Annotated in this window: 20 protein-coding genes and 2 tRNA genes; 15 read left to right on the forward strand and 7 right to left on the reverse strand. The window is 69.5% G+C overall.

Annotated elements, in window-relative coordinates; genetic code table 11:
- Nucleotides 1-9 precede the first annotated feature (9 nt).
- The 3 genes from RG19_RS07965 to efp are packed head-to-tail and all read right to left on the reverse strand — an operon-like array spanning nt 10 to nt 2,740.
- Entirely contained in the window at nt 10-1,344 is a 1,335-nt protein-coding gene (locus tag RG19_RS07965) for a TRZ/ATZ family hydrolase (protein WP_058834815.1), read from the reverse strand.
- Between the two features lie 2 nt (nt 1,345-1,346).
- A complete protein-coding gene (locus RG19_RS07970) occupies nt 1,347-2,171 on the reverse strand; it encodes a PA3715 family protein (protein ID WP_058834816.1) in 825 nt (274 codons plus the stop codon).
- A gap of 2 nt (nt 2,172-2,173) precedes the next feature.
- Nucleotides 2,174-2,740 carry an elongation factor P gene (efp, locus tag RG19_RS07975; RefSeq protein WP_058834817.1) on the reverse strand — a complete coding sequence of 189 codons (567 nt, stop codon included), beginning with the start codon at nt 2,738-2,740 and terminating at the stop codon, nt 2,174-2,176.
- Nucleotides 2,741-2,823: 83 nt separating this feature from the next.
- Here efp and epmB point away from each other — a divergent pair, with 83 nt between their 5' ends.
- Entirely contained in the window at nt 2,824-3,834 is a 1,011-nt protein-coding gene (gene epmB, locus RG19_RS07980) for an EF-P beta-lysylation protein EpmB (RefSeq protein ID WP_058834818.1), read from the forward strand.
- Between the two features lie 127 nt (nt 3,835-3,961).
- Nucleotides 3,962-6,037, forward strand: a complete 2,076-nt coding sequence (locus RG19_RS07985) for an EAL domain-containing response regulator (protein ID WP_058834819.1) — start codon at nt 3,962-3,964, stop codon at nt 6,035-6,037.
- A 191-nt stretch (nt 6,038-6,228) separates the two neighbouring features.
- Here RG19_RS07985 and htpX read toward each other — a convergent pair whose 3' ends face one another.
- Nucleotides 6,229-7,131, reverse strand: coding sequence for a protease HtpX (gene htpX / locus RG19_RS07990; protein WP_058834820.1), 903 nt, complete (start codon nt 7,129-7,131; stop codon nt 6,229-6,231).
- Nucleotides 7,132-7,246: 115 nt separating this feature from the next.
- Between htpX and gluQRS the strand changes: the two genes are divergently transcribed.
- From gluQRS to RG19_RS17565, 5 genes are all read left to right on the forward strand, one after another.
- A complete protein-coding gene (gene gluQRS / locus RG19_RS07995) occupies nt 7,247-8,167 on the forward strand; it encodes a tRNA glutamyl-Q(34) synthetase GluQRS (protein ID WP_082672552.1) in 921 nt (306 codons plus the stop codon).
- A 47-nt stretch (nt 8,168-8,214) separates the two neighbouring features.
- Nucleotides 8,215-8,955, forward strand: a complete 741-nt coding sequence (gene phbB, locus RG19_RS08000) for a beta-ketoacyl-ACP reductase (protein ID WP_058834821.1) — start codon at nt 8,215-8,217, stop codon at nt 8,953-8,955.
- Nucleotides 8,956-9,039: 84 nt separating this feature from the next.
- A complete protein-coding gene (gene phaR, locus RG19_RS08005; protein ID WP_425599725.1) occupies nt 9,040-9,567 on the forward strand; it encodes a polyhydroxyalkanoate synthesis repressor PhaR in 528 nt (175 codons plus the stop codon).
- Nucleotides 9,568-9,672: 105 nt separating this feature from the next.
- Entirely contained in the window at nt 9,673-10,416 is a 744-nt protein-coding gene (phbB, locus tag RG19_RS08010) for an acetoacetyl-CoA reductase (RefSeq protein WP_058834822.1), read from the forward strand.
- A gap of 209 nt (nt 10,417-10,625) precedes the next feature.
- The gene (locus tag RG19_RS17565) at nt 10,626-10,898 is read left to right on the forward strand and encodes a hypothetical protein (RefSeq protein ID WP_157515204.1); all 273 of its coding nucleotides are present in this window, start codon (nt 10,626-10,628) and stop codon (nt 10,896-10,898) included.
- Nucleotides 10,899-11,267: 369 nt separating this feature from the next.
- On the opposite strand, the gene RG19_RS08015 is transcribed toward RG19_RS17565, so the two are convergent.
- Together RG19_RS08015 and RG19_RS08020 are read right to left on the reverse strand one after the other, a co-directional pair.
- Nucleotides 11,268-12,170, reverse strand: a complete 903-nt coding sequence (locus tag RG19_RS08015) for a M48 family metallopeptidase (protein WP_058834823.1) — start codon at nt 12,168-12,170, stop codon at nt 11,268-11,270.
- Nucleotides 12,171-12,271: 101 nt separating this feature from the next.
- On the reverse strand, nt 12,272-14,086 hold the full coding sequence (locus RG19_RS08020) for an SUMF1/EgtB/PvdO family nonheme iron enzyme (RefSeq protein ID WP_157515360.1): 1,815 nt from the start codon (nt 14,084-14,086) through the stop codon (nt 12,272-12,274).
- Between the two features lie 196 nt (nt 14,087-14,282).
- Here RG19_RS08020 and rnd point away from each other — a divergent pair, with 196 nt between their 5' ends.
- Together rnd and RG19_RS08030 are read left to right on the forward strand one after the other, a co-directional pair.
- Nucleotides 14,283-15,398, forward strand: coding sequence for a ribonuclease D (rnd, locus tag RG19_RS08025; RefSeq protein WP_058836492.1), 1,116 nt, complete (start codon nt 14,283-14,285; stop codon nt 15,396-15,398).
- A gap of 22 nt (nt 15,399-15,420) precedes the next feature.
- A tRNA-Ala gene (locus RG19_RS08030) sits at nt 15,421-15,496 on the forward strand.
- A gap of 184 nt (nt 15,497-15,680) precedes the next feature.
- Here RG19_RS08030 and RG19_RS08035 read toward each other — a convergent pair.
- Nucleotides 15,681-16,724 carry an AI-2E family transporter gene (locus tag RG19_RS08035; protein ID WP_082672553.1) on the reverse strand — a complete coding sequence of 348 codons (1,044 nt, stop codon included), beginning with the start codon at nt 16,722-16,724 and terminating at the stop codon, nt 15,681-15,683.
- Nucleotides 16,725-16,943: 219 nt separating this feature from the next.
- On the opposite strand from RG19_RS08035, the gene RG19_RS08040 reads away from it, so the two are divergent.
- From RG19_RS08040 to murB, 6 genes are all read left to right on the forward strand, one after another.
- Nucleotides 16,944-17,020, forward strand: a tRNA-Arg gene (locus RG19_RS08040).
- A 101-nt stretch (nt 17,021-17,121) separates the two neighbouring features.
- Entirely contained in the window at nt 17,122-18,657 is a 1,536-nt protein-coding gene (amaB, locus tag RG19_RS08045) for an L-piperidine-6-carboxylate dehydrogenase (protein ID WP_058834825.1), read from the forward strand.
- Between the two features lie 96 nt (nt 18,658-18,753).
- Nucleotides 18,754-19,047 carry a DUF4190 domain-containing protein gene (locus RG19_RS08050; protein ID WP_058836494.1) on the forward strand — a complete coding sequence of 98 codons (294 nt, stop codon included), beginning with the start codon at nt 18,754-18,756 and terminating at the stop codon, nt 19,045-19,047.
- Complete coding sequence (locus RG19_RS08055; RefSeq protein ID WP_058834826.1) at nt 19,044-19,823, forward strand: class I SAM-dependent methyltransferase; 780 nt, start codon at nt 19,044-19,046, stop codon at nt 19,821-19,823. Before RG19_RS08050 ends, RG19_RS08055 begins: the two co-directional genes overlap by 4 nt.
- Nucleotides 19,824-19,828: 5 nt before the next feature.
- Nucleotides 19,829-20,887 carry a quinone-dependent dihydroorotate dehydrogenase gene (locus RG19_RS08060; protein WP_058834827.1) on the forward strand — a complete coding sequence of 353 codons (1,059 nt, stop codon included), beginning with the start codon at nt 19,829-19,831 and terminating at the stop codon, nt 20,885-20,887.
- A gap of 15 nt (nt 20,888-20,902) precedes the next feature.
- Nucleotides 20,903-21,949, forward strand: a complete 1,047-nt coding sequence (murB, locus tag RG19_RS08065) for a UDP-N-acetylmuramate dehydrogenase (protein ID WP_058834828.1) — start codon at nt 20,903-20,905, stop codon at nt 21,947-21,949.
- The last annotated feature ends 11 nt before the right edge of the window (nt 21,950-21,960 follow it).

Consider the following 21,960-nt stretch of genomic DNA (forward strand, 5'->3'; position numbering starts at 1 on the left):
CTCCGGAACTCAGCGGCCCAGGGCCGCGATGCGGTCGCGCCACTGGCGCGCATTGGCGACGAGGGCCGCGGGGTCGAGATCGACCAGCACGCGGTCGCGCAGGCGCGCGCGACCCGCGATCCAGACGTCGCTGACCTGGTGGCGGCCGGTCGCGTAGACCAGTTGCGAATGCACGTGATGCAGCGGCTGGGTCTCCAGCGGGGACAGGTCCACCAGCACCAGATCGGCCGCCTTGCCGGGCTCGATCGAACCGATGCGGTCGTCGAACCCGATCGCCTTCGCGCCCCCCAGGGTGGCCGCGCGCAGCGCGGTGGCGGCGTCGAACGCGGCGGCATCCTGGGCCACGGCCTTGGCCAGGATCGCCGCGGTCCGGGTCTCGCCGAACATGTCGAGGTCGTTGTTGCTGGCGCAGCCGTCGGTGCCCACCGCCAGGTTCACCCCGGCACGTTCCAGTGCGCAGGCCGGGCAGAACCCCGACGCCAGCTTGAGATTCGATTCCGGGCAGTGCACCACGCTCACGCCACGCTCCCGGCACAGGTGGATCTCGGCCTCGGTGAGTTGGGTCATGTGCACCGCGATCAGGCGGTCGTTGAACAGGCCCAGACGATCCAGGCGCGCGATCGGCCGCTGGCCGTGGTCCTTCAGCGACTGCTCCACTTCCTGCGCGGTCTCGTGCAGATGCAGGTGCACCGGCAGGTCGAGCTGGTCGGCCAGCATCCGGATGCGCTCGAAATTGGCGTCGTTGACCGTGTACGGCGCATGCGGTGCGAACGCGGTGTCGATCAGCGTATCGCCGCGCCACTGGTCGTGGACCTCGCCGGCGCGGTCGAAGTACTCGTCGTCGCTCTTCGCCCAGGCGGTCGGGAAGTCGATCACCGGCAGGCCGACCCGGGCACGGAAGCCATGGCGCTTGTAGGTCGCGGCCTGCACATCGGGGAAGAAGTAGTTCTCGTTGACGCAGGTGGTGCCGCCGCGCAGCATCTCGGCGATCGCCAGGGTCACCCCGTCGGCCACGAAATCCGGGCCGATCACCGCGCCCTCGACCGGCCAGATGTGCTCCTGCAGCCACATTTTCAACGGCAGGTCGTCGGCGACGCCGCGCAGCAAGGTCATCGGATTGTGGGTGTGCGCGTTGACCAGGCCCGGGATCAGTGCCGCGTCCGGGCGCGAAACGGTCTCGGCGGCGCGGAAGCGCGCGCGCGCCTGCGCGATCGGCAGCACCGCGACGATCGCGCCGTCGTGCACCGCCACGGCATGCTGCTCCAGCACCACGCCATGCGGCTCGATCGGCACCACGTGACCGGCTTCGATCAGCAGGTCGATGGATTCGGGGGTCTCAGGCATGCTCACTCGTCCGTTGGGGCGGCCGGCCAAGAAAAGACGCCGGGCAATGTCCGCGTATCGTAGCGTTCGCCGTCGTAGCGCACGACCCGGCTGCGCCGGCGATGTTCCCTGTGCGGGTCGTGCCAGTGCTCGCCGGGCTCGCGCGTCAGACGCTCGATGTCGGCCATGACCCGCAGATCGGCATAACCGCGCGTGTTGGCCGGTTCGAGCCCGATGCGCACCGTCGCCTGCTCCGTGACCAGCCTCTGCGCAGGGCCTGTGCAGGCCTCCCCCTCGAGTTGCGCCCAGACCTCGAGGTGGGTGGAGAACACCGGCCGCAGCGCGCTGTCGTCGCGGACGTACAGCGTCAGTTCGTCGTTCACCCGTCCCTCGGGGCAACTCGGATTGCGCGAGGCGTTGCGCACCACCACGCCGAACGCCCGCACGCCGGGCGCCAGATCGTATCGGGCGGTGTCCAGTCGCAGACCATCCGCGCCCAGTTCGAACGCGGCGTCTTCTTCGAGATCGATCTCCCGCGTGGCGAGCGGCCGCGCGTCGTGCGCGTCCTGCAGCGCGATCAGCAGCCGCAACGGGCGGCCGTACCCGTTGTCCTGGTCCGGCAACCGGTAAGCGAGCGCCGTGAGCGCGAGCGAGGCATCGTACGGCCAGATACGGCAGGCCTGGGCGACCAGGCCCGTGTCGTCCCCGGCCGGGATCAGGTCCGCGGCGGCCAGCGCGTCGACAGTCCTGGCAGGACAGGCGGGGTCCGCCAGCGCCGCGGTCGGGAGGCAGACGGCGAGCACGACGCCCGCCACCCGCACCACCGCGGCGAACCACCCGCCCGTCATCGTCACTTCACCCGACTGACGTACTCGCCCGAACGGGTGTCGACCTTGATCACTTCTTCCTGGGCGACGAACAGCGGCACGCGCACCACCGCGCCGGTTTCCAGCGTCGCCGGCTTGCCGCCGGTGCCGGCCGTATCGCCCTTCACGCCCGGATCGGTCTCGGTGATCTGCAGCTCGACGAAGTTCGGCGGCTGCACGGCGATCGGGGTGCCGTTGAACAGCGTCACCACGCATTCTTCCTCGCCCTTGAGCCACTTTTCGGCGCCGGCCATGCCGGCCTTGTCGGCCTGCACCTGCTCGAAGGTCTCCGGCTGCATGAAGTGCCAGTACTCACCGTCGGAGTACAGATACTGCATGTCGGTGTCGACGACATCCGCGGCTTCGACCGAGTCGGTCGACTTCATGGTGACTTCCTGCACCCGGCCGGTCCGGATCTGGCGGTACTTCACCCGGGTGAAGGCCTGGCCCTTGCCCGGCTTGACGTACTCGGTGTCGGTGATGATCGCGGGTTCGTTGTTGACCAGGATCTTCATCCCGTTCTTGACGTCGTTCATGCCGTAGCTGGCCATCTGGGCTCCTGCTGTCCCGCGGGCGGCGGGGATAGAATGTCGGATTCACGCACCCGGACCGGGCGCGCGCGATATAGCCCGACATGATACCCGCAGCCCCCCATCCCATACAGCCACGGCGCTGGCAGCAGGCCTGGCGCGAGGCCATCCGCGATCCACACGAGCTGCTGGCCGCGCTCGGCCTGGAGACGCTGGCCAGCCGCGTACCGGACACGGCCGCCACCGGTTTCGCCCTGCGGGTGCCGCGCGGCTTCGTCGCCCGGATGCGCCACGGCGATCCCGACGACCCCTTGCTGCGCCAGGTCCTGCCGCTCGACGCCGAGCTGCGGCCGGCCCCCGGGTTCGAACTGGATGCGGTGGGGGACGCGGCCGCCCGCGCCGGGCGCGGCCTGATCTGCAAATACCGCGGGCGGGCGCTGCTGGTGGCCACCGGAAGTTGTGCGATCAATTGCCGCTACTGTTTCCGCCGGCATTTTCCCTACGCGGAGGAAACCGCGGCGGCCGCAGGCTGGCGCGAGGCGGTGGACGCCATCGCCGCCGACACCGGCATCGACGAGGTGATCCTGTCCGGCGGCGATCCGCTGTCGCTCGCCACGTCCAAGCTGGCCGAGTTGACCGACGCGCTCGCGGGCATCGCCCACCTGCGCCGCCTGCGCATCCACACCCGGCTGCCGGTGGTGCTGCCCGAGCGCGTGGACGACGAGTTCGTGTCCTGGCTGGTCGGCCTGCCCTGGCCCGTTACCGTGGTGATCCACGCCAACCACGCCCGGGAATTCGATGCGGACGTGGATGCCGCGATGGCCCGCCTGCGCGCCGCGGGCGCGACGCTGCTCAACCAGGCGGTGCTGCTGCGCGGGGTGAACGATTCGGTCGATGCGCTGGCCGACCTGTGCGAGCGTGGTTTCGAGGCCGGCGTGCTGCCGTACTACCTGCACCAGCTCGACCGTGTGGCCGGCGCCGCCCATTTCGAAGTCGACGAGGCGCGCGCCCTGGCGTTGCATGCCGCGCTGCGCGTGCGCCTGTCCGGCTACCTGGTGCCACGCCTGGTGCGCGAGGTGGCCGGCGACGCGTCCAAGCGGCCACTCCAGGGCTGAGGCCCCGTGGGGCCCGGGCCCCTGGGGCGGCGCGGCCTGGCACACGACCGCTCGAACGCAGGCCCGGACACGATGGACGTGTGCGCACGTCCCATGGCATAACCCAACGCTCTTGCGGGAGGGGCGCATGGCAAAGCAGGACAACGCACTCAGGCTGATGGTCGTCGACGACAGTGTCGAGGACGCGGAGGGGATCGTCAGCGGATTGCGCAACGCGGGCATCGCGGTACGACCGCTGCGGCCGGCATCGCTCGACGACCTCGACGCCATGCTCGCCGGGCAGACCATCGACCTCGTTCTCGCCGCACAACGGCCGGGCCTGCTGCCGCTGGCCGACGTCGCGCAGAAGGTCCTCGCCAGCGGCAAGGACATCCCGCTGCTGGCCGTCGTGGACACCATCGACGAAGCCGGCTATCTGGACGCGCTCGCCCTCGGCGTACGCCGGGTGGTGCCACGCCACAAGCCGCCGGTGCTGCTGTCGCTGGTGCGCAGCGAGTGGACCGACCTGGAGGCGCGCCGCTCGATGCGCCGCCTGGAAGCCCGCATCCGCGAGACCGAACGCCGTTGCGACGCGCTGATCGAGTCCTCGCGCGAGCCGATCGCCTACATCCACGAAGGCATGCACATCCGTGCCAATGCGGCCTATCTGGAAATGTTCGGACACGAGACGTTCGAGGACATCGAGGGCATGTCGTTGCTCGACATGGTCGCCCCGCAGCATGTCGAGGATTTCAAGCAACTGCTCAAGGGCCTGTCCAAGGGCGACGCGCCACCGCCCCACTACCAGCTGCAGGCCCGCGACATCGAGGGCAACGCCTTCGCGGCCACGATGGAGTTCACCCCGGCCCAGTACGAGGGCGAAGCCTGCCTGCAGGTGATCTTCCGGCGCGCCGAGGTCGATCCCGAACTGGCCCGGCAGGTCGAGGAACTGCGCCAGCGCGACCAGGTGACCGGGCTGCTGAACCGCCCCACGTTCCTGCGCCTGCTCGAGGACGCCGTGTCCGCGTCGGCCGCGGACAACCGGCAGCACGGCCTGTTGCTGATCGAACCCGACCACTACCAGCGCCTGCTGCAGGAGATCGGCCTGGATTCGGCCGACGCCATGCTCGCCGCACTCGCCGAGCGTCTGGTCGGCGTGCTCGACGACGGCGCGGTGGCGGCGCGCTACGCCGAGCACCGGCTGGCGGTCCTGCTGCGCGACACCGATTACGCCGGCACCGTCGCCCAGGCCGAGCGCATCCTCGCCGCGTTCGCGCGCGACATGTTGCAGATCGGCAGCCACTCGAGCGTGGTCAGCACGAGCGTGGGCGGGGTGCAGGTCGGCGAGAAGATCGCCAGTGTCAGCCAGGTGCTGGCGCGCGCCGATGCCGGCGTCACGTCGGCACTGGGCGTGGGCGGCAACCGCTACGAGATCTTCGACCCCGCCGCAACCGACCGCGCCGAGGAGGAGCACATCCAGGCGTGGGTCGACCGCCTGCGCGATGCGCTCGACCGCGACAGTTTCGTGCTGCACTACCAGCCGGTGATCAGCCTGCAGGGCGACACCGGCGCGGTCTACGAGGCCCTGCTGCGCCTGGACGCGGGCGATGGCGAACTGGTCAAGCCCCTGACCTTCCTGCACATCGCCGAAGAGCACGGCCTGCTGTGGGAGATCGACCACCATGTGGTCGGCCAGGCGATCGCCCGCATCGGCGAGCGGATGCGGGCCGGCAGGCCGACCACGCTGCTGGTGAAGGTGAGCCAGGCGTCGCTACACGACGACAGCCTGGTGCGCTACATCGGCGAGCAACTGGCCAAGCATCAGGTGCCGGGCGAGTACCTGGTGCTGGAGCTGCCCGAGGCCAAGGTGTTCACCCACCTCAAGGCGACCCGCGATTTCGCCGAGGCCATCGGCCGCTACGACTGCCGTCTTGCGCTCGAGCATTTCGGCGTGGGCCTGGATTCGTTCCAGCTGCTGTCGCACCTGCAACCGCACCTGCTCAAGCTCGACCGCAGCTTCTGCGAGGAGTTGCCGCAGCTGCCGGACAACCAGAAGCAGGTCCACGACATCGCCGCGCGCGCGCGCGAGCTCGGGATCCGCACGATCGCCGACGCCGTGCAGGACGCGGCCAGCATGTCGATCCTGTTCTCGGCCGGCATCGACTACGTCCAGGGCAGCTTCCTGGCCGAGCCGGCGGCGCAGATGCATTACGACTTCGAGTGAGCGGCCGAGCGAGGGTTTCTACCGGCTGCCGGGACCGTGACGAGTGGTCGCAGTACGGCGCTTCGCTTCTTTTCGCCACGACCTGAGAGGCCCCGCCGGAACCGGCAGCCCCGTCGTCGGGTGAAGTGCCACGAAAAAGGGCCCGCTCGGTAGCGGGCCCTTCCCCTGGAAACGCGGCTCTGCGACCGCAATCAGAACGCGCGCTGGTGGACGCCGTCCTCCTGCTGCAGGTCGGCGTTGCGCAGCGCCTGGATGCGCTCCTCCATCGGCGGGTGGCTCATCAGCAGCTTCTTCAGGCCGTGACCGATACCGCCGCTGATGCCGAACGCGGCGACCTGCTTGGGCAGGGTGTTCTCGCCGTAGGTCTGGTTCAGGCGTTCCAGCGCGGCGATCATCTTGTGCCGGCCGGCCAGCTGCGCGCCGCCGATGTCGGCGCGGAACTCGCGACGACGCGAGAACCACATCGCGATCATGCTGGCGAACAGACCGAAGATCAGATCCAGCACGAACACGATGGCGAAGTAGGCGATACCGCCACCGCCCTCGCGACCGCCGCTGAGGTAGTTGTTGATCGCCCGGCCGACGATGCGCGCCAGGAAGATCACGAAGGTGTTCAGCACGCCTTGCAGCAAGGCCATCGTCACCATGTCGCCGTTGGCGATATGGGCGACCTCGTGGCCGAGTACGGCCTCCGCCTCGTCGCGGTCCATCGCCCGCAGCAGGCCCGTGGATACCGCCACCAGGGAGTTGTTGCGGCTGGCGCCGGTGGCGAACGCATTGATTTCCGGCGCATCGTAGATCGCGACCTCGGGCATGCCGATGCCGGCCTGCTCGGCCTGGCGACGCACGGTCTCGACCAGCCAACGCTCGGTCTCGTTGGACGGCTGGGTGATCACGTGCGCGCCGGTGCTGCGCTTGGCGCTCCACTTCGAGATGGCCAGCGAGACGAAGGCACCGCCGAAACCGAACACGGCCGCGAACAACAACAGGCCGGCGTTGGTCGCCGGGTCGATGCCGAAGATGGCCATGACGATGCTGACCAGCAGCAGCACGGCAAGGTTGGTGGCGAGGAAAATGGCGATTCGGCTGAACATCGTGAGGGGTTCCGTTGGCTGTCGCGGCGATGAGACCGCAGGCAATTCAATCAGATAGGGCGCGCTGCGGTAAATTCAAGGGACGTTTGCTCCCGAGTCTACCCGCCGACCGCGCATGCTGGACGACACCTCGCCTCCACGCCCCTACCGGGGTCGTTTCGCCCCCTCACCGACCGGCCCCCTGCACGCGGGGTCGCTGGTCGCCGCGCTCGGCAGTTGGCTGATGGCGCACCAGGCCGGCGGCCGCTGGCTGATCCGGATCGAGGATGTGGACCGGACCCGGGAAATCGCCGGCGCGGCCGACGACCAACTCTCCGCGCTGCACCGGCTCGGCCTGCGATCGGACGGCCCCGTGGTGCGGCAGAGCGCCCGCGATGACCTGTATGCCGCCGCGCTCGAGCGTCTGCTGGCGACCGGCGACGCGTTCGTCTGCCATTGCAGTCGCCGCGATCTCGCCGCGCATGGAGGCCTGCATCGCGCCTGCGTCGCCCAGGCGCACCGACCCGATCCCTCGATCCGCCTGCGCGTGCCGCCCGGTACCCGGGTCGCCTTCGTCGATCGCATCCACGGCCGCATCGAACAGGACCTGCATGCCGAGGTCGGCGATTTCGTCCTGCGCCGCGCCGACGGATTCTGGGCCTACCAACTGGCGGTGGTGGTGGACGACGCCGACCAGGCGATCACCGATATCGTGCGCGGCACCGATCTCATCGACTCGACACCGCGACAGATCCTGCTGCAGCAACGCCTCGGTCTGCCGACGCCGACCTATGCCCACCTGCCGCTGGTCCTCGATGCCGACGGCCGCAAGCTCTCCAAGTCGCTCGATGCCCTGCCCGTCGCCACCGGCGATCCGTACGACGCCCTCGCCTTCGCATGGGCCGCGCTCGGACAGACCGCGTTCGGGCAAGCCGGGGACCGGCCGCTGCCCTGGCTGGCCCAGGCGGTCGAACGCTTCGACACCGATCGGATTCCGCGCGCGCCTCGCCCCGCACTCGCCGCATCGCACAACGCCTTCGTCGCCGATGATGCCTAGAATCCGGGGGCTCCCCATCCCCACGTTTCGCGAAGGAGACGCAACCCATGACATCCAGAGTGACCCTGGTCACCGGCGGCACCGGCGGCATCGGTACCGCCATCTGCAAGCGCCTGCACGACGCCGGCCACCGTGTCGCCACCAACTACCGCGACGAAGCCCGTGGCCGCGACTGGCAGGCACGGATGAAGGCCGACGGTTACGACATCGCGCTGGTCCAGGGCGACGTCGCCTCGGCCGAACAGTGCGACACCATGATCCGCCAGCTCGAGACCGATCTCGGCCCGGTCGAGATCCTGGTCAACAACGCCGGCATCACCCGCGACACCACCTTCCACAAGATGACCGCCCAGCAGTGGCAGGAGGTCATCGACACCAATCTCAACTCGGTCTTCAACGTCACTCGCCAGGTGATCGAGGGCATGCGCGAGCGCAAGTGGGGCCGGATCGTGCAGATCAGCTCGATCAACGGCCAGAAGGGCCAGTACGGCCAGGCCAACTACGCCGCCGCCAAGGCCGGCATGCACGGCTTCACCATTTCGCTGGCGCAGGAAAACGCCCGCTTCGGCATCACCGTCAACACCGTGTCGCCGGGTTACATCGGCACCGACATGGTGATGGCCGTGCCGGAGCAGGTGCGCGAGAAGATCATCGCGCAGATTCCGACCGGACGCCTCGGCACGCCGGAGGAAATCGCCTACGCGGTCGGCTTCTTCCTGTCCGAGGAGGCCGGCTGGATCACCGGCGCCAACCTTTCCGCCAACGGCGGCCAGTACATGGGTTGGTGAGTGTGAGTGCGGCGCCGCCTGTTCAGGCGTCGCCGCACACTCGATGGCCGATCGGCCAGGTTGCGCGCCTGTGACGGCTGCGCCATGCTGCGTGGCAACAACGGTCAGGCCTACGGTCTCATGAGCGACCTCCGCATCATCAAGAAGTACCCGAACCGCCGTCTTTACGACACCGAGATCTCCAGCTACATCACCATCGAAGACGTCCGCCAGCTGATCTTGGATGGCGAGACGTTCGAAGTCCGCGACGCCAAGAGCGGCAACGACCTCACCCGCCAGGTGCTGCTCCAGATCATCTCCGAGCACGAACAGGACGGCCAGCCGATCCTGTCCACCCAGTTGCTCAGCCACATCATCCGTTTCTACGGCGACTCGCTGCAGGGGTTCATGGCGACCTACCTGGAGCGCTCGATGGAAAGCTTTCTTGAGCAGCAACAACAGTTCCGCCAGCAGATGGGCGGCATGCTCGGCCAGACGCCCTGGACGATGATGAACAAGTTGACCGAGCGGAATCTGGAGATGTGGCAGGAATTCCAGAAGAACCTGATCGGCAGCGTCGGGCGCACGCCCGGCCCCCAGGACGGCAAGCCGGGCGACAAGCGCGGCCGCTGAGCCCTCGCGGCGCGCGCAGCCTCCGCCGCCGCGCCTGGTCGACCTTTCTCCCCACGGCGCCCATCCGGGCGCCGTGCCGTGTGTTCGTTTTCCGGAGCGTTTCCCATGAACAGTCCTCGCATCGCCGTGGTCACCGGCGGACTCGGCGGCCTCGGCACCGCCATCTGTCGCCGGCTCGCCCAGCAGGGACTGCGGGTGATCGCCGCCGACCTCGATGCACGTCCCGAGGCCATCGCCGCCTTCGACACCGCCGTGGCCGGCCTCGACGTCTCCCATGCGTCGCTCGATGTCGCCGATGACGCCGCCTGCGCAGCGTTCGTCGCCGGCATCCAGGCACGCCACGGACGTCTGGACGTGCTCGTCAACAATGCCGGCATCACCCGCGACGTCACCCTGCGCAAGATGACCCGGGTGCAATGGGACGCGGTGATCGACGTCAACCTGGGCAGCGTGTTCAACCTGTGCCGACCCGCGGTCGAGGGCATGGTGGCGCGCGGCTACGGACGCATCGTCAACCTGTCGTCGGTCAACGGCCAGACCGGCCAGTTCGGGCAGACCAACTACTCCGCCGCCAAGGCCGGCATGCACGGCTTCACGATGGCGCTCGCCCGCGAGGTCGCACGCAAGGGCGTCACCGTCAATACCGTCTCGCCGGGCTATTGCGAAACCGCTCTGGTCGCCGCGATGCCGCAGGCGATCCGCGACGGCATCGTCGAGCAGATCCCCGTCGGCCGACTCGGCCAGCCCGACGACATCGCGCGCGCGGTCGCGTTCCTCACGGCCGAGGATGCCGGTTTCATCACCGGAGCGACCCTGCCGATCAACGGCGGGTTGTTCATGAGCTTCTGACTGGCGCATCCGGCGGCCCGGTCCGGGCCGCTTCCCTGCTGACGCCATGCGCAGCAGCCCCCAGGTGATTGCTGGGTCGCGCAGCGCCTCCTACATCCGGCCAGGCCCCTCCCGCGAAGATGCTGGCGGCCTGCTGTTGCTGTTGCTGTTGATCTTCGAGCCGTAAAGCGAGCCGAGCATTGCAGGACGGCGGGGCCGAAGAGCTGCCCATGTTTGAGCGCAGCGAGTTTGGGCAGCGTGCCCCGTCGTCCGAGAAGCGCAGGGCACCGATCGGGCGCAGCCCGATCGGATCGCGTCCGGCGAAAGCGATTTTGCTTACTTTTGTCGCGACAAAAGTGAGTCGCGCTTCAGCGCGAAAGCTGTTGATCCTGCTGTTGCTTCGGCTCCTGCCGATCTCCGTCATGGCGTGCTACGGAAGAAGTGAAAGGCACGAGCAGGATCAAGAGCGTTTCGCACGCTGCCGCGCGCGAGTTCCTTTTTGACGGCCCAAAAAGGAACCAAAAAGTCCCTTCGCCGGACGCGAGCCGGCACGGCTGCGCCGCACCGGTCCCCTGCGCGCCTCGCCCGACGCGGCACGGCGCCCGAACTCGCTGCGCTCAAACATGGGCGCCTCTTCGGCCGCGTCGGCCTGCGGTGCTCGGCTCGCTTTACGGCTCGAAGATCAAGATCAAGATCAGAGCCAGAGCCGAATCAACAGTGAAAACACCGGCACCGGCACCGGCACTAGCGGACGTAAAGGTAGGGACTTGCACTGCCGCCAGTCCTACCCGCACAGAAGCCGTGCCGCCATCCATCACCAGCGAGCCACCCTCTCAGAACGCAAGGCCAAACAGCCGGCCGGCTCCCGGGGCCTACATCGCCTCCTCGCAGAACCGCTCCCGATACGCCATCGCCTTCGGCATCAGCGCCTGCAGGTTCTGGATTCGCGTGCCCGGATTCGGGTGCGTCGACGAGAACTCCGGCGGTGCCTGGCCGCCCGATGCCTCCCCCATGCGCTCCCACAGCGGAATCGCCTCCTGCGGATCGAAGCAGGCCGCCGCCGCCAGCATCAGCCCCACTTCGTCGGCCTCCGTCTCGTGCTTGCGCGCGTACGGCAACAGGTAGCCGTACCCCATCGCCGCCATCACCATCTGCTGCTGTTGCGGATCCATTCCGCTCAGGGCGCCGGCCATCTGTCCCACCTGGCTCAGGCGCTGTTGCGCCATCCGCTGTGCGCCATGGCGCAGCAACGCATGCGCGATCTCGTGGCCCATCACGACCGCCAGCGCATCCTCGTTCTGCGCCACCGGCACCAGGCCCGTGTACACCGCCATCTTGCCGCCCGGCAGGCAGAACGCATTGGCCTCCTGCGAGTCGATGACGTTGACCTCCCAGTCGAACGACTCCGAGAACCGCGTCGGCTGCATGCCGTGCTCGCTCGCGAGCGCGGCTTCGACATCGTCCACCTTGGCGATCAGACGGTCGGCGATCCCGCGGATCTCCTGCGCCACCGGCGTGGCGGGATCGACCGGCCGTTCCTGCGACAGGATTTCCTCGTAGGCCTGCAACCCGAGCGCCTTCTCGTCGTCCACCGACAGGCTGCGGTCGATCAGTACGCGCTGCCCGGTCACCGGGTCGTCGGTCTGGTTCGACACCCAGTAGTAGATGCCGTAACCGGCGAACAGCAGCAACACCCAGAGCCGCAAGCCAGGCCCGCGCCTGCGCCCACCGCTGGGCGGACCCTGGTCGGGACGAGGGCTGGGATTCTGGCGCATGGCGGACTCCGTGGCAGGGACGACGCACCGTTTAGCATGTCCCGCGGGAAACCGGGTGATGCCCTTCGCGGGACGATCGGAGGCCGCGGCGCGGGCCCGGACTACAGGTCGCGCACGACCCGGAAGCCCAGGCGGGCGTTGGTGGTGTCGCGCTGCGCGGCCGCACGCCAGGCCGACCGGGTCTGGTCGGGCGCGCTGGCCCAGGAGCCGCCGCGAATGGTCAGCGTCCGGCAACCCGGATTGACCCAGGCGCTGGCGTCGGCCGGCGCCCGGCGGTAGTTGTCGTGCCAGCAATCGGCCACCCATTCGCTCAGGTTGCCGGCGAGATCGTGCAGGCCCCAGCGGTTGGCGGCGAAGCGGCCTACCGGCGCCGGCCCCCAATGGCCGTCGCCGTAATCCGGGAAGGCGTTGCTCCAGCGGCGCCCGGCCGGCGACACGTCCTCGCTGCCGGTGAGGTTGCCGGCGCCTTCCGGCGGCCCGCCCTCCCCCCAGGGGTACGTGGTGTCGCCGCCCGCGCGCAACGCGTATTCGAATTCCGCCTCGCTCGGCAGCCGGTAGCGTTGTCCGCTCTCGTCGGACAGCCAGTCCGTGTACGCCGCGGCATCCACCGCGCTGACATGCATCACCGGCATGTTGTCGGCGGCTTCGGCACCGAGGTGATCGTGCCGCCAATCGACGCCGCTGCGGCGCACGAAGTTGCCGCTGCGCTCGTCGTAGACCATCGAAAAGCCACGCCGCGCCGAACGCGTCTCGTACTCGGTGGCGTTGACGAAGCGGCGGTACTCGCCGACGGTGACTTCGGTCACCGCCATCGCGAAGCCGCGGTCGAAACGGATGTTGCGCTGAGGGCGCTCGGCGTCGGTCGAGGCCGGCTCGTCGGCCGGGGCGCCCATGGTGAACGCCCCGTGCGGCACCACGATCATGCGCGGCCCGCGCGCACCGCTGTTCAGCGCATCGGTGAACACCTGACCCGGCCGGAACAGGCCGTAATGCACGTGCAGGTCGATGCGTTCGCGAAGGTCCGCGGCCATGGGATCGCCGGCCTCGGCGATCCGCAACAGTTCCGCGAGCGCGGCGCGCGCGGCTTCGATGCCGTCCGGCTCGGACAGCGCCGCCACGCCCTGATCGCGCAGACGCGCGATACGCAACGTCCGTATCCGCTCGATGCGCTCGCGCGCATCCGGCACGGTCTCGATGTCCGGCCGCAGTTCGGCGGCATGATCGAGCCACTCCCCCGCACTGACGAAATCGCCCTGCCCGGCGGCGTGTTCGGCGCGGCGGATCAGGCCGCTCTCGACCGCGGCGAGATTCTGCATCGCACGCGGCTGATCGGGTTCGAGCTCGAGCGCCTCACGCAGGCGCGGCAGCGCACCGTCGCCCGACTCGCCCAGCCGGTCGGCCTGGAGATCGGCTTCGGCGGCGCGGTTGAGTTCCCACAGGCGATCCGCGCCGTCGACCCGACGCAGATAGGCCACCACCACGTCCTCCTCCGGCCAGACCGCGCGCGCCACGGCGGCGACCCGATGGGCCGCCCGCAGCGCGTCGGCATCGTCGCCGCTGTCGGCCACGGCCGCATCGCCGAGCGCGATCAACCGTGTCTGGGACGCCGCCAGGCCGCGCCGGGCGGCCGCATCGTCCGGATCCCGCTCCAGCAGCGCGAGATACAGCGGGATCGCAGCGTCCTCGCCGTCGTACAGATGCGCGTCCTGGAGCGCTTCGGCGGCCTGGTCGCGCGCCTCGTCCAGTGCGTCCGGATCCTCCTCCAGCTCGACCCGCGGCCGTTGCCAGGTCAGGGCCGCCACCTCGGCATCGTCGCCGCTGATGGTCACGCTGCCGGCCGGCCCCTGGGCGGGATCGCCATCCGCATCCGGCGCCTCGCCATCGCGTGCGCAGCCGGCCAGGGCCAGCAGCACCATGAAGGACAGCAGGCGCACGACGGAGAGGGCGGAAGGACGACGCAAACGGAACTCCTGCGGCCTGGAGGGCCGGATGGTTGCGGACGGTACGGGCGCGCCGGGACCGGGTCAATCGGCACGCGGAACCGGTTCCAGTATCGCCGATCCCGGTGAAGGCACCGACGGCGCCGGCGCCGGGAAGCCCTACACTGTGTCCATGCCCGAGTTCCGCACCCACTGGATCGACGACCCCGGCGTCCTCGCCGCTCGCCTCGCCCACCCGCCGTCCCGCGTCGGACTGGACACCGAGTTCATCCGCGAGCGGACCTACTGGCCGCAACTCGCACTGGTCCAGCTCGCGATCGACGACGACCTGCTGCTGATCGACCCGCTGGTGCCCGGCATGACCGATGCCCTGCGCCCGCTGTTGGCCGACCCCGCGGTGCTCAAGATCATGCACAGCGCCAGCGAGGACCTGATCGCCCTGAAACACGCCTGCGACACCGTGCCGTCGCCGCTGTTCGACACCCAGGTCGCGGCCGCCATCGGCGGCGTCGCCGCCGGCATCGGTTATCAGAAGCTGGTGCAGGAGATCACCGGCGAAACCCTCGCCAAGGGCGAGACCCGTTCGGACTGGATGCGCCGACCGTTATCGGAGGCGCAGCTGCGCTACGCCGCCGACGACGTGCGCCACCTGTTCGCCCTGCACGACGCGCTCGATGCGCGCTTGATGGCGCTGGGCCGGCACACCTGGCTGGCCGAGGATTGCGCGCGCCACGTCGCCCAGGCGCAATCCGACGAGGGCGAGCGCTGGCCGCACCTGTCGCTGCGTGCGGCGCAGTACCTGGATACGGCCGCGCAACACCGCCTGTTGCGCCTGCTGCGCTGGCGCGAGCGCTTCGCCCGCGAACGCGACCGCCCGCGCAGCTGGGTGCTCGACAACGAACTCGCCGCATTGCTGGCCCGCGATCCGCCCGCCGACGCCACCGCATTGCAGCGCATGCTCGACCGCCATCCCAAGGCACCGCGCAAGCTGGTCGGCCCGCTGCTGGACATCCTGCACACGCCCTTGCCCGACGAGGCCGAGGCCCCTGCGCCGCGCACCGACGAGGTCGATCGCAAGGCGCTCAAGGCCCTGCAGGACGCGGTGTCGACCCGCAGCGCGGAACTCGGCCTGCCCGATGGCGTGCTCGCCTCCCGGCGCTGGCTCGAAGCCCTGCTCGAACGTGGCGAGTGGCCCGCGGCACTGGCCGGCTGGCGGCGCACCGAGCTCGAGGCCACCCTGGCCCCGCTGCTCGCAGACGGCTTGCCCGCCGCCGGCGAGACCGTATAATGCGTGCCTCAGCGACATCCGTGGGGCCATAGCTCAGCTGGGAGAGCGCGTCGTTCGCAATGACGAGGTCGGGAGTTCGATCCTCCCTGGCTCCACCACTTTTCCGGAACGCCCCGTGTCGAAAGACCCGGGGCGTTTTCCTTTTGAATGGCTCGAATGGCCCGCGTGGCACCGAAGCGGCAAGGATCGTCCGGCCGACATCTGCCACCTGATACCGCTCCTGACAATTGGCGGGCGATCAAACCGTTCCTGCGCCCGCCGCGATGCCGGGTACCGCGGAGTTCAATCCTTGCGGTTTTCTTCTCCGGGCACCGATGTCTCGGTGCCCAGCAATTCGCGCACGTAGAGCTTCTTCACCAGCACGTACAGGAACACGGTCAGCGGCGCGGCCAACAGCAGGCCCGGCAGGCCGTACAGCGCGCCGAAGGCGAACAGCGCGAACAGCAGGAGTGCCGGCGGAAGTTCGACCGCTCGCTGCTGGATCAACGGCTGGATCACGTTGCTTTCGATCTGCTGGATGACGACATAGAGCACGAGCGTCGCCAGGCCCACCTGCGGGCTGACGGTGAAGCCGAGGAGGATGCCGGGAATGGCGGCGAGGATCGGGCCGATGATCGGCACGAAGTCGAGCAGGAAGGCGATCAACGCGAGCGCGAACGCCGCGGGCACGCCGAGCAGCCACAGTGCGATACCGGTCAACACGCCCACCAGCGCCATCGCCACCAGCTGGCCGCCCAGCCACAGGCGCAGCGCGCGGCCGCTGGCGTCGAGGGCGTCGGCGACGGTGTCGCGCACCGAGACCGGGATCATCTTGACCAGGCCGGCGCGGTACATCGCCGGCTGCGCGGCCAGGTAGATGCCGCCGACCACGACCAGGAACAGTTCCATCATCCCGCTGGTGAAGGTCATCGCCATCGCACCGGCGGTGGTGGCGATCCGGCTCATGTTGTTGCGCAGGGCGTCGATCTGCTCGTGGACCAGGCTGCCGACCGGGGTGCCGTCCACCCAGTCCTGGAAGTTCTGCAGCGCCCCGGGCATGACGTCGATGAGGGTGGTCAGCTCCGCCGCGGCCTGAGCGCCGAACAGGTACACCATCGTGCCCAGGCCGCCGATCAGGGCCACCAGCACGAGCGCCAGCGCGATGCCGTGCGAGACCGGCAGCACGCGCCGGAGGAGGCCTGTCAACGTGGTCAGCACGGCCGCCAGCACCACGCCGCCGAACACCAGCAGCAGTACGTGCGAGAGCTTCGCCAGCAACACCGCAAGACCGACCAGGGCCACGACGATGAACACCTTGCGGATGTAGTCGAACAGTTCGGAATTCATCGGATGTCCTGCGGGAGGTCGCCAGCCGTCGGCGTACCCTGACCGCGCACAATGCACACAGACGACGTGCAGGGCCTGTTGATGCCCGTTCATCCTCGCGCGTCCCGCTTCCGGAGCTGTCGAGGTCGGGCTGTGCCCTCGCCGGACGGGCCGACCGGAAGGTCCAGGCCCGCGCTCGGGTTGGGAAAACACCGGGGCCGTGAGAAAATCCCGAAACTGGCCCCCGTAGCTCAGCTGGATAGAGCGTCCCCCTCCTAAGGGGAAGGTCGTGCGTTCGAATCGCGCCGGGGGCGCCATTCCACGAAGAAGCCGGCTGCCCGTTCCCCCGCCACGGACCCCGCGTCCCGCCTGGCGCCCGCTTCGTTTCCCCAATCCCGATTTTTCCGAAGGAGTTTCCATGGCTCATCCCGTCCTTGCCGCCCTCGGCCTCGAAGACCGCGCATCCGGCACCTACCTCGGCAACGGCGAGTGGGCGTCCGGCGACGGCGCCGGCACGCTGACCCCGGCCAACCCGACCACCGGCGAGACCCTGGCCCAGGTCAGCGCGACCACGCCCGAGCAGTACGAGGCGATCGTCGAGCGCGCCCAGGCGGCCTTCAAGGTCTGGCGGCAGACCCCGGCCCCGCGCCGCGGCGAGGCGATCCGCCTGTGCGCCGACGCGCTGCGCGCCAACAAGGACGCGCTCGGCTCGCTGGTCGCGCTGGAGATGGGCAAGTCCAAGCCCGAGGGCGACGGCGAAGTGCAGGAGATGATCGACATCGGCGAGTTCGCCGTCGGCCTGTCGCGCCAGCTCTACGGCCTGACCATGCACTCCGAGCGCCCCGGCCACCGCATGTACGAGCAGTGGCACCCGATCGGCCTGGTCGGCATCGTCAGCGCGTTCAACTTCCCGGTCGCGGTGTGGGCCTGGAACGCCTTCGTCGCGGCGGTGTGCGGCGACATCTGCATCTGGAAGCCCTCGCCCAAGACCCCGCTGTCGGCGATCGCCTCGATGAAGATCTGCAACGAGGCCCTCAAGGCCGGCGGCTTCCCGGACATCTTCTTCCTGATCAACGATCACGGCACCGACATCGCCGAACGTTTCGTCGACGACAAGCGCATCCCGCTGATCAGCTTCACCGGCTCGACGCGCATCGGCCGCCAGGTCGGTGAGCGCGTGGCGCGCCGCATGGGCCGTTCGCTGCTGGAACTCGGCGGCAACAACGCGATGATCGTCGAGGCCTCGGCGGACCTGAAGCTGGCGATCCCGGCGATCGTGTTCGGCGCGGTGGGCACCGCCGGCCAGCGCTGCACCACCACCCGCCGTGTCTTCATCCATGCGTCGATCTACGACGAGGTGCTGGAGAAGCTGGTCGCGGCATACGGCCAGGTCGAGAAGAAGATCGGCGATCCGACCGACCCGGCCAACCTGATGGGCCCACTCAACAGCGCCGAGGGCGTGCAGGCCTACCTGGCCGCGATCGAGAAGGCCAAGGCCGCCGGCGGCACGATCGCCTCGGGCGGCAAGGCGCTCGACGACCGCAAGGGCAACTTCGTCCTGCCGACCCTGGTCACCGGCCTCGGCAACGACGCCGAGGTGGTGCAGACCGAGACCTTCGCGCCGATCCTGTACGCGATCAAGTACGACGACCTGGACGACGCCATCGCCATGCAGAACGACGTGCCCCAGGGTCTCTCGTCGGCCATCTTCACCACCGACCTGCGCTCGGCCGAGCGCTTCCTGTCGGCCTGGGGCTCGGACTGCGGCATCGCCAACGTCAACATCGGCACCTCCGGCGCCGAGATCGGCGGCGCGTTCGGCGGCGAGAAGGAAACCGGCGGCGGCCGCGAGTCCGGTTCCGACGCCTGGAAGGCCTACATGCGCCGCCAGACCAACACGATCAACTACTCCAACGATCTGCCGCTGGCCCAGGGCATCAAGTTCGATCTCTGAGGCACACCCTCGCCGGGGCGGGCATCCGTCCGCTCCGGCGGGAGTAGCATGCGCGGGACGGTCGCCGCCCGGCGGCCCTACCGCGAGGACACCGCGATGAACGCTGCAGCCCCCCGCACCACCAGCAGTCTGGCGATCGTCAGCCTGGTCTTCGGCATTCTCGGTTGGACCTTCCTGCCCGGCGTCGGTGCCATCGTCGCCGTGGTCACCGGCCACTTGGCCCGCGGCGAGATCCGCCGCTCCGCCCAGTCCCTGGACGGCGACGGTCTCGCGGTCGGCGGGCTGGTACTGGGCTGGCTGATGATCGCGATGGGCCTGATGGCGGTGGCGATGTTCGTCGTGCTCGGCGGCCTGGCGTGGCTCGCCGCGGGGCTGCACGCCTGGTCATGACCGCACCGCCCGCGAGTGCGACCCGGTTCGACGACCGGGTCGAGGATTACGTCCGCTATCGACCGGGATACCCGGCCGCGCTGATCGATTGGCTGCACGACGAACTCGGCGTATCCGCCGATGCCGCGGTCGCCGACATCGGGGCCGGCACCGGAATTTCCTCGCGCCTGTTCCTCGACGCCGGACATCCGGTCGTCGCGGTGGAGCCCAACGCCGCGATGCGCGCAGCCGCCGAACGCGCGCTCGGCGCGGCGCACGGATCCCGCTTCCGGGCGCTCGCCGGCACGGCCGAAGCCACCGCCCTGCCCGACCGCAGCACCGATGTGGTCGCCGCGGCGCAGGCCTTCCATTGGTTCGATACCGAGGTGGTCCGTCGTGAGTGGGCGCGGGTGTTGCGGCCCGGCGGGCTCGCCGTGGTGTTCTGGAACACCTGGAGCGCCGGGGATTCGGATTTTCTGGCCGCCTACGATGCCCTGCTGCGCACGTGGGGCACCGATTACGCCGGGGTCGCCCAGCGCTGGCAGGACGATGCGACCATGCAGGCCTGGTTCGGCAGCGGGCTGGCCGGTCGGCGGAGCTGGCCGAATCCGCAGCGGCTCGACTACGACGCCCTGCGGGGTCGCCTGCTGTCGTCGTCCTACACACCACGTGCCGGCGCGCCCGGCCATGCCGAGCTGCTCGCGGGCCTGCGCGACCTGTTCGACACGCATGCCCGCGACGGCCACGTGGACTTCGATTACCGTACCCGCGCCTTCGCCGGCCGCCTGGACCCCTGACACGCATGTACCCCCTGCTTCGCCCGTTCCTGTTCGCGCTCGATGCCGAGCGCGCGCACGGACTCACCCTGACGATGCTCGACGCCGCCGGGCGTACCGGACTGCTGCCGCTGGTCAGCCGCCGGGTGTCGCCGCTGCCGAGCACGGTGTTCGGCCTGCGCTTCCCGAACCCGGTCGGACTGGCGGCCGGCCTGGACAAGAACGGTGCCCACATCGACGCGTTGTTCGGCTTGGGCTTCGGCTTCGTGGAGGTCGGCACGGTCACGCCGCGGCCGCAGGCCGGCAACCCGCAACCGCGGATGTTCCGGCTGCCCGAGCACCGCGCGGTGATCAACCGGCTGGGCTTCAACAATGCGGGCGTCGATGCGCTGGTCGCCAACGTCGGGCGCGCCCGTCGCCGCGGCGACGGCATCCTCGGCATCAATATCGGCAAGAACAAGGACACCCCGAACGACGCCGCGCTCGACGATTACATGATGTGCATGGAACGGGTCTACCCGCTGGCCGACTACATCACCGTCAACATCTCCTCGCCCAACACCGCGGGTCTGCGCGAACTGCAGGAAGAGCAGGCGCTGTGGCAACTGATCGGCGGTCTGCGCGATGCCCAGGAGCGTCTGGGCGCGCAGCACGGGCGTCGCGTGCCGATGTTGGTCAAGATCGCGCCGGACCTGAGCGATGCCGATATCGATGCCATGGCCAGGGTGCTCGGCGATCTCGGCGTCGACGGCGTGATCGCGACCAACACCACCGTGTCGCGCCTGTCGGTGCAGCAGCACGCGTCGGCGCGCGAAACCGGCGGCCTCTCCGGCGAGCCGTTGATGAACCAGTCGACCGCGGTCCTGCGCATGTTGCGCGCGCGTCTGCCCGAGCGTGTGCCGCTGGTCGGCGTCGGCGGCATCCTGTCGGGCGCGGACGCGGTGAAGAAGGTCGCGGCGGGTGCGTCGCTGGTGCAGCTGTATTCGGGGCTGGTCTACCGCGGCCCGGCGCTGATCCACGAATGCGCATCCGCGATCCGCCGCCGCAAGGAAGCGCCGAGCGTCGGCAACCTGCCGCCGGCCTGACGCCGACACCTGCCCATGTCCGGATACCTTCTGCAGCGGAACGTGCCGCTGCGCGCGTTGAACACCTTCGGCGTGGCCGCCACTGCGCCACAGCTGATCTCGGTCGCCGATGTCGACGTCCTGCCGGCCCTGCTGGCCGACGGCGTGCTCGGCACCGATGTCGCGCCGGCCATGGTGGTCGGCAGCGGCAGCAACCTGCTCTTCGCCGCCGATCCCGACCGCCCGCTGCTGCGCCTGACCGGCCGCGGTATCGGCATCGTGGCCGAAAACGCGAACGGCGATGTCCGCGTGCGCGCCGAGGCCGGCCTCGAGTGGCACGCGCTGGTGATGTGGACGCTCGAACGAGGCCTGGGCGGACTCGAGAATCTGGCGCTGATCCCCGGCACCGTCGGCGCGGCCCCGATCCAGAACATCGGCGCCTACGGCGTCGAGGTCGGCGAGCGCATCGTCGCGGTCGAGACGTTCGACCGCATCGAAGGCGTGCCGCGGCGCCACCTGCGCGAGGCCTGCGCTTTCGCCTATCGCGACAGCCGCTTCAAGCGCGCGCCCGATCGCGAGATCGTCACCGCGGTGGAGTTCGCCCTGTCGCGACGCAGCGTGCCCGTGGTCGGCTACGCCGGCATCCGCGCCGAACTCGACGCCGCGGGCATCGCCGAACCGGGACCCCGTGAAGTCGCCGCGGCGGTGATCCGGCTGCGGCAGCGCAAGCTGCCCGATCCCGCCCGCATCGGCAATGCGGGCAGCTTCTTCAAGAATCCGATCGTCGCCGCGTCCGCCGCAGATGCCCTGCTCGCCGAATACAACAGCCTGCCGGTGTTTCCCGTCGGCACGCCGCACCTGCGCAAGCTTTCCGCAGCCTGGCTGATCGACGCCTGCGGCTGGAAAGGACATCGCGACGGCGGTGCCGGTGTCTCCGACGCGCACGCGCTGGTGCTGGTCAACCACGGCGACGCCTCCGGCGCGGCCCTGCTCGTCCTGGCCCGCCGCATCCGCGATTCGGTGCTGGCGCGATTCGGCGTCGACCTCGAGCCCGAGCCGAGAATCGTCGGCGACGCGTGGTGAGCGAACGCCGC

The sequence above is a fragment of the Luteimonas abyssi genome (genome assembly GCF_001482195.1).
Lineage (GTDB): Bacteria > Pseudomonadota > Gammaproteobacteria > Xanthomonadales > Xanthomonadaceae > Luteimonas > Luteimonas abyssi.

Bases quoted from the DNA above. Each gene is read 5' to 3' on its own strand.
- htpX (WP_058834820.1), bottom strand. From the start codon at position 7,131: ATGTTCAGCCGAATCGCCATTTTCCTCGCCACCAACCTTGCCGTGCTG.
- RG19_RS08020 (WP_157515360.1), bottom strand. From the start codon at position 14,086: ATGGTGCTGCTGGCCCTGGCCGGCTGCGCACGCGATGGCGAGGCGCCG.
- amaB (WP_058834825.1), top strand. From the start codon at position 17,122: ATGGCTCATCCCGTCCTTGCCGCCCTCGGCCTCGAAGACCGCGCATCC.
- RG19_RS07970 (WP_058834816.1), bottom strand. From the start codon at position 2,171: ATGACGGGCGGGTGGTTCGCCGCGGTGGTGCGGGTGGCGGGCGTCGTG.
- RG19_RS08055 (WP_058834826.1), top strand. From the start codon at position 19,044: ATGACCGCACCGCCCGCGAGTGCGACCCGGTTCGACGACCGGGTCGAG.
- RG19_RS08015 (WP_058834823.1), bottom strand. From the start codon at position 12,170: ATGCGCCAGAATCCCAGCCCTCGTCCCGACCAGGGTCCGCCCAGCGGT.
- RG19_RS07985 (WP_058834819.1), top strand. From the start codon at position 3,962: ATGGCAAAGCAGGACAACGCACTCAGGCTGATGGTCGTCGACGACAGT.
- epmB (WP_058834818.1), top strand. From the start codon at position 2,824: ATGATACCCGCAGCCCCCCATCCCATACAGCCACGGCGCTGGCAGCAG.
- RG19_RS08035 (WP_082672553.1), bottom strand. From the start codon at position 16,724: ATGAATTCCGAACTGTTCGACTACATCCGCAAGGTGTTCATCGTCGTG.
- phaR (WP_425599725.1), top strand. From the start codon at position 9,040: ATGCTGCGTGGCAACAACGGTCAGGCCTACGGTCTCATGAGCGACCTC.
- rnd (WP_058836492.1), top strand. From the start codon at position 14,283: ATGCCCGAGTTCCGCACCCACTGGATCGACGACCCCGGCGTCCTCGCC.
- gluQRS (WP_082672552.1), top strand. From the start codon at position 7,247: ATGCTGGACGACACCTCGCCTCCACGCCCCTACCGGGGTCGTTTCGCC.
- RG19_RS08050 (WP_058836494.1), top strand. From the start codon at position 18,754: ATGAACGCTGCAGCCCCCCGCACCACCAGCAGTCTGGCGATCGTCAGC.
- RG19_RS17565 (WP_157515204.1), top strand. From the start codon at position 10,626: ATGTTTGAGCGCAGCGAGTTTGGGCAGCGTGCCCCGTCGTCCGAGAAG.
- murB (WP_058834828.1), top strand. From the start codon at position 20,903: ATGTCCGGATACCTTCTGCAGCGGAACGTGCCGCTGCGCGCGTTGAAC.
- RG19_RS07965 (WP_058834815.1), bottom strand. From the start codon at position 1,344: ATGCCTGAGACCCCCGAATCCATCGACCTGCTGATCGAAGCCGGTCAC.
- RG19_RS08060 (WP_058834827.1), top strand. From the start codon at position 19,829: ATGTACCCCCTGCTTCGCCCGTTCCTGTTCGCGCTCGATGCCGAGCGC.
- efp (WP_058834817.1), bottom strand. From the start codon at position 2,740: ATGGCCAGCTACGGCATGAACGACGTCAAGAACGGGATGAAGATCCTG.
- phbB (WP_058834822.1), top strand. From the start codon at position 9,673: ATGAACAGTCCTCGCATCGCCGTGGTCACCGGCGGACTCGGCGGCCTC.
- phbB (WP_058834821.1), top strand. From the start codon at position 8,215: ATGACATCCAGAGTGACCCTGGTCACCGGCGGCACCGGCGGCATCGGT.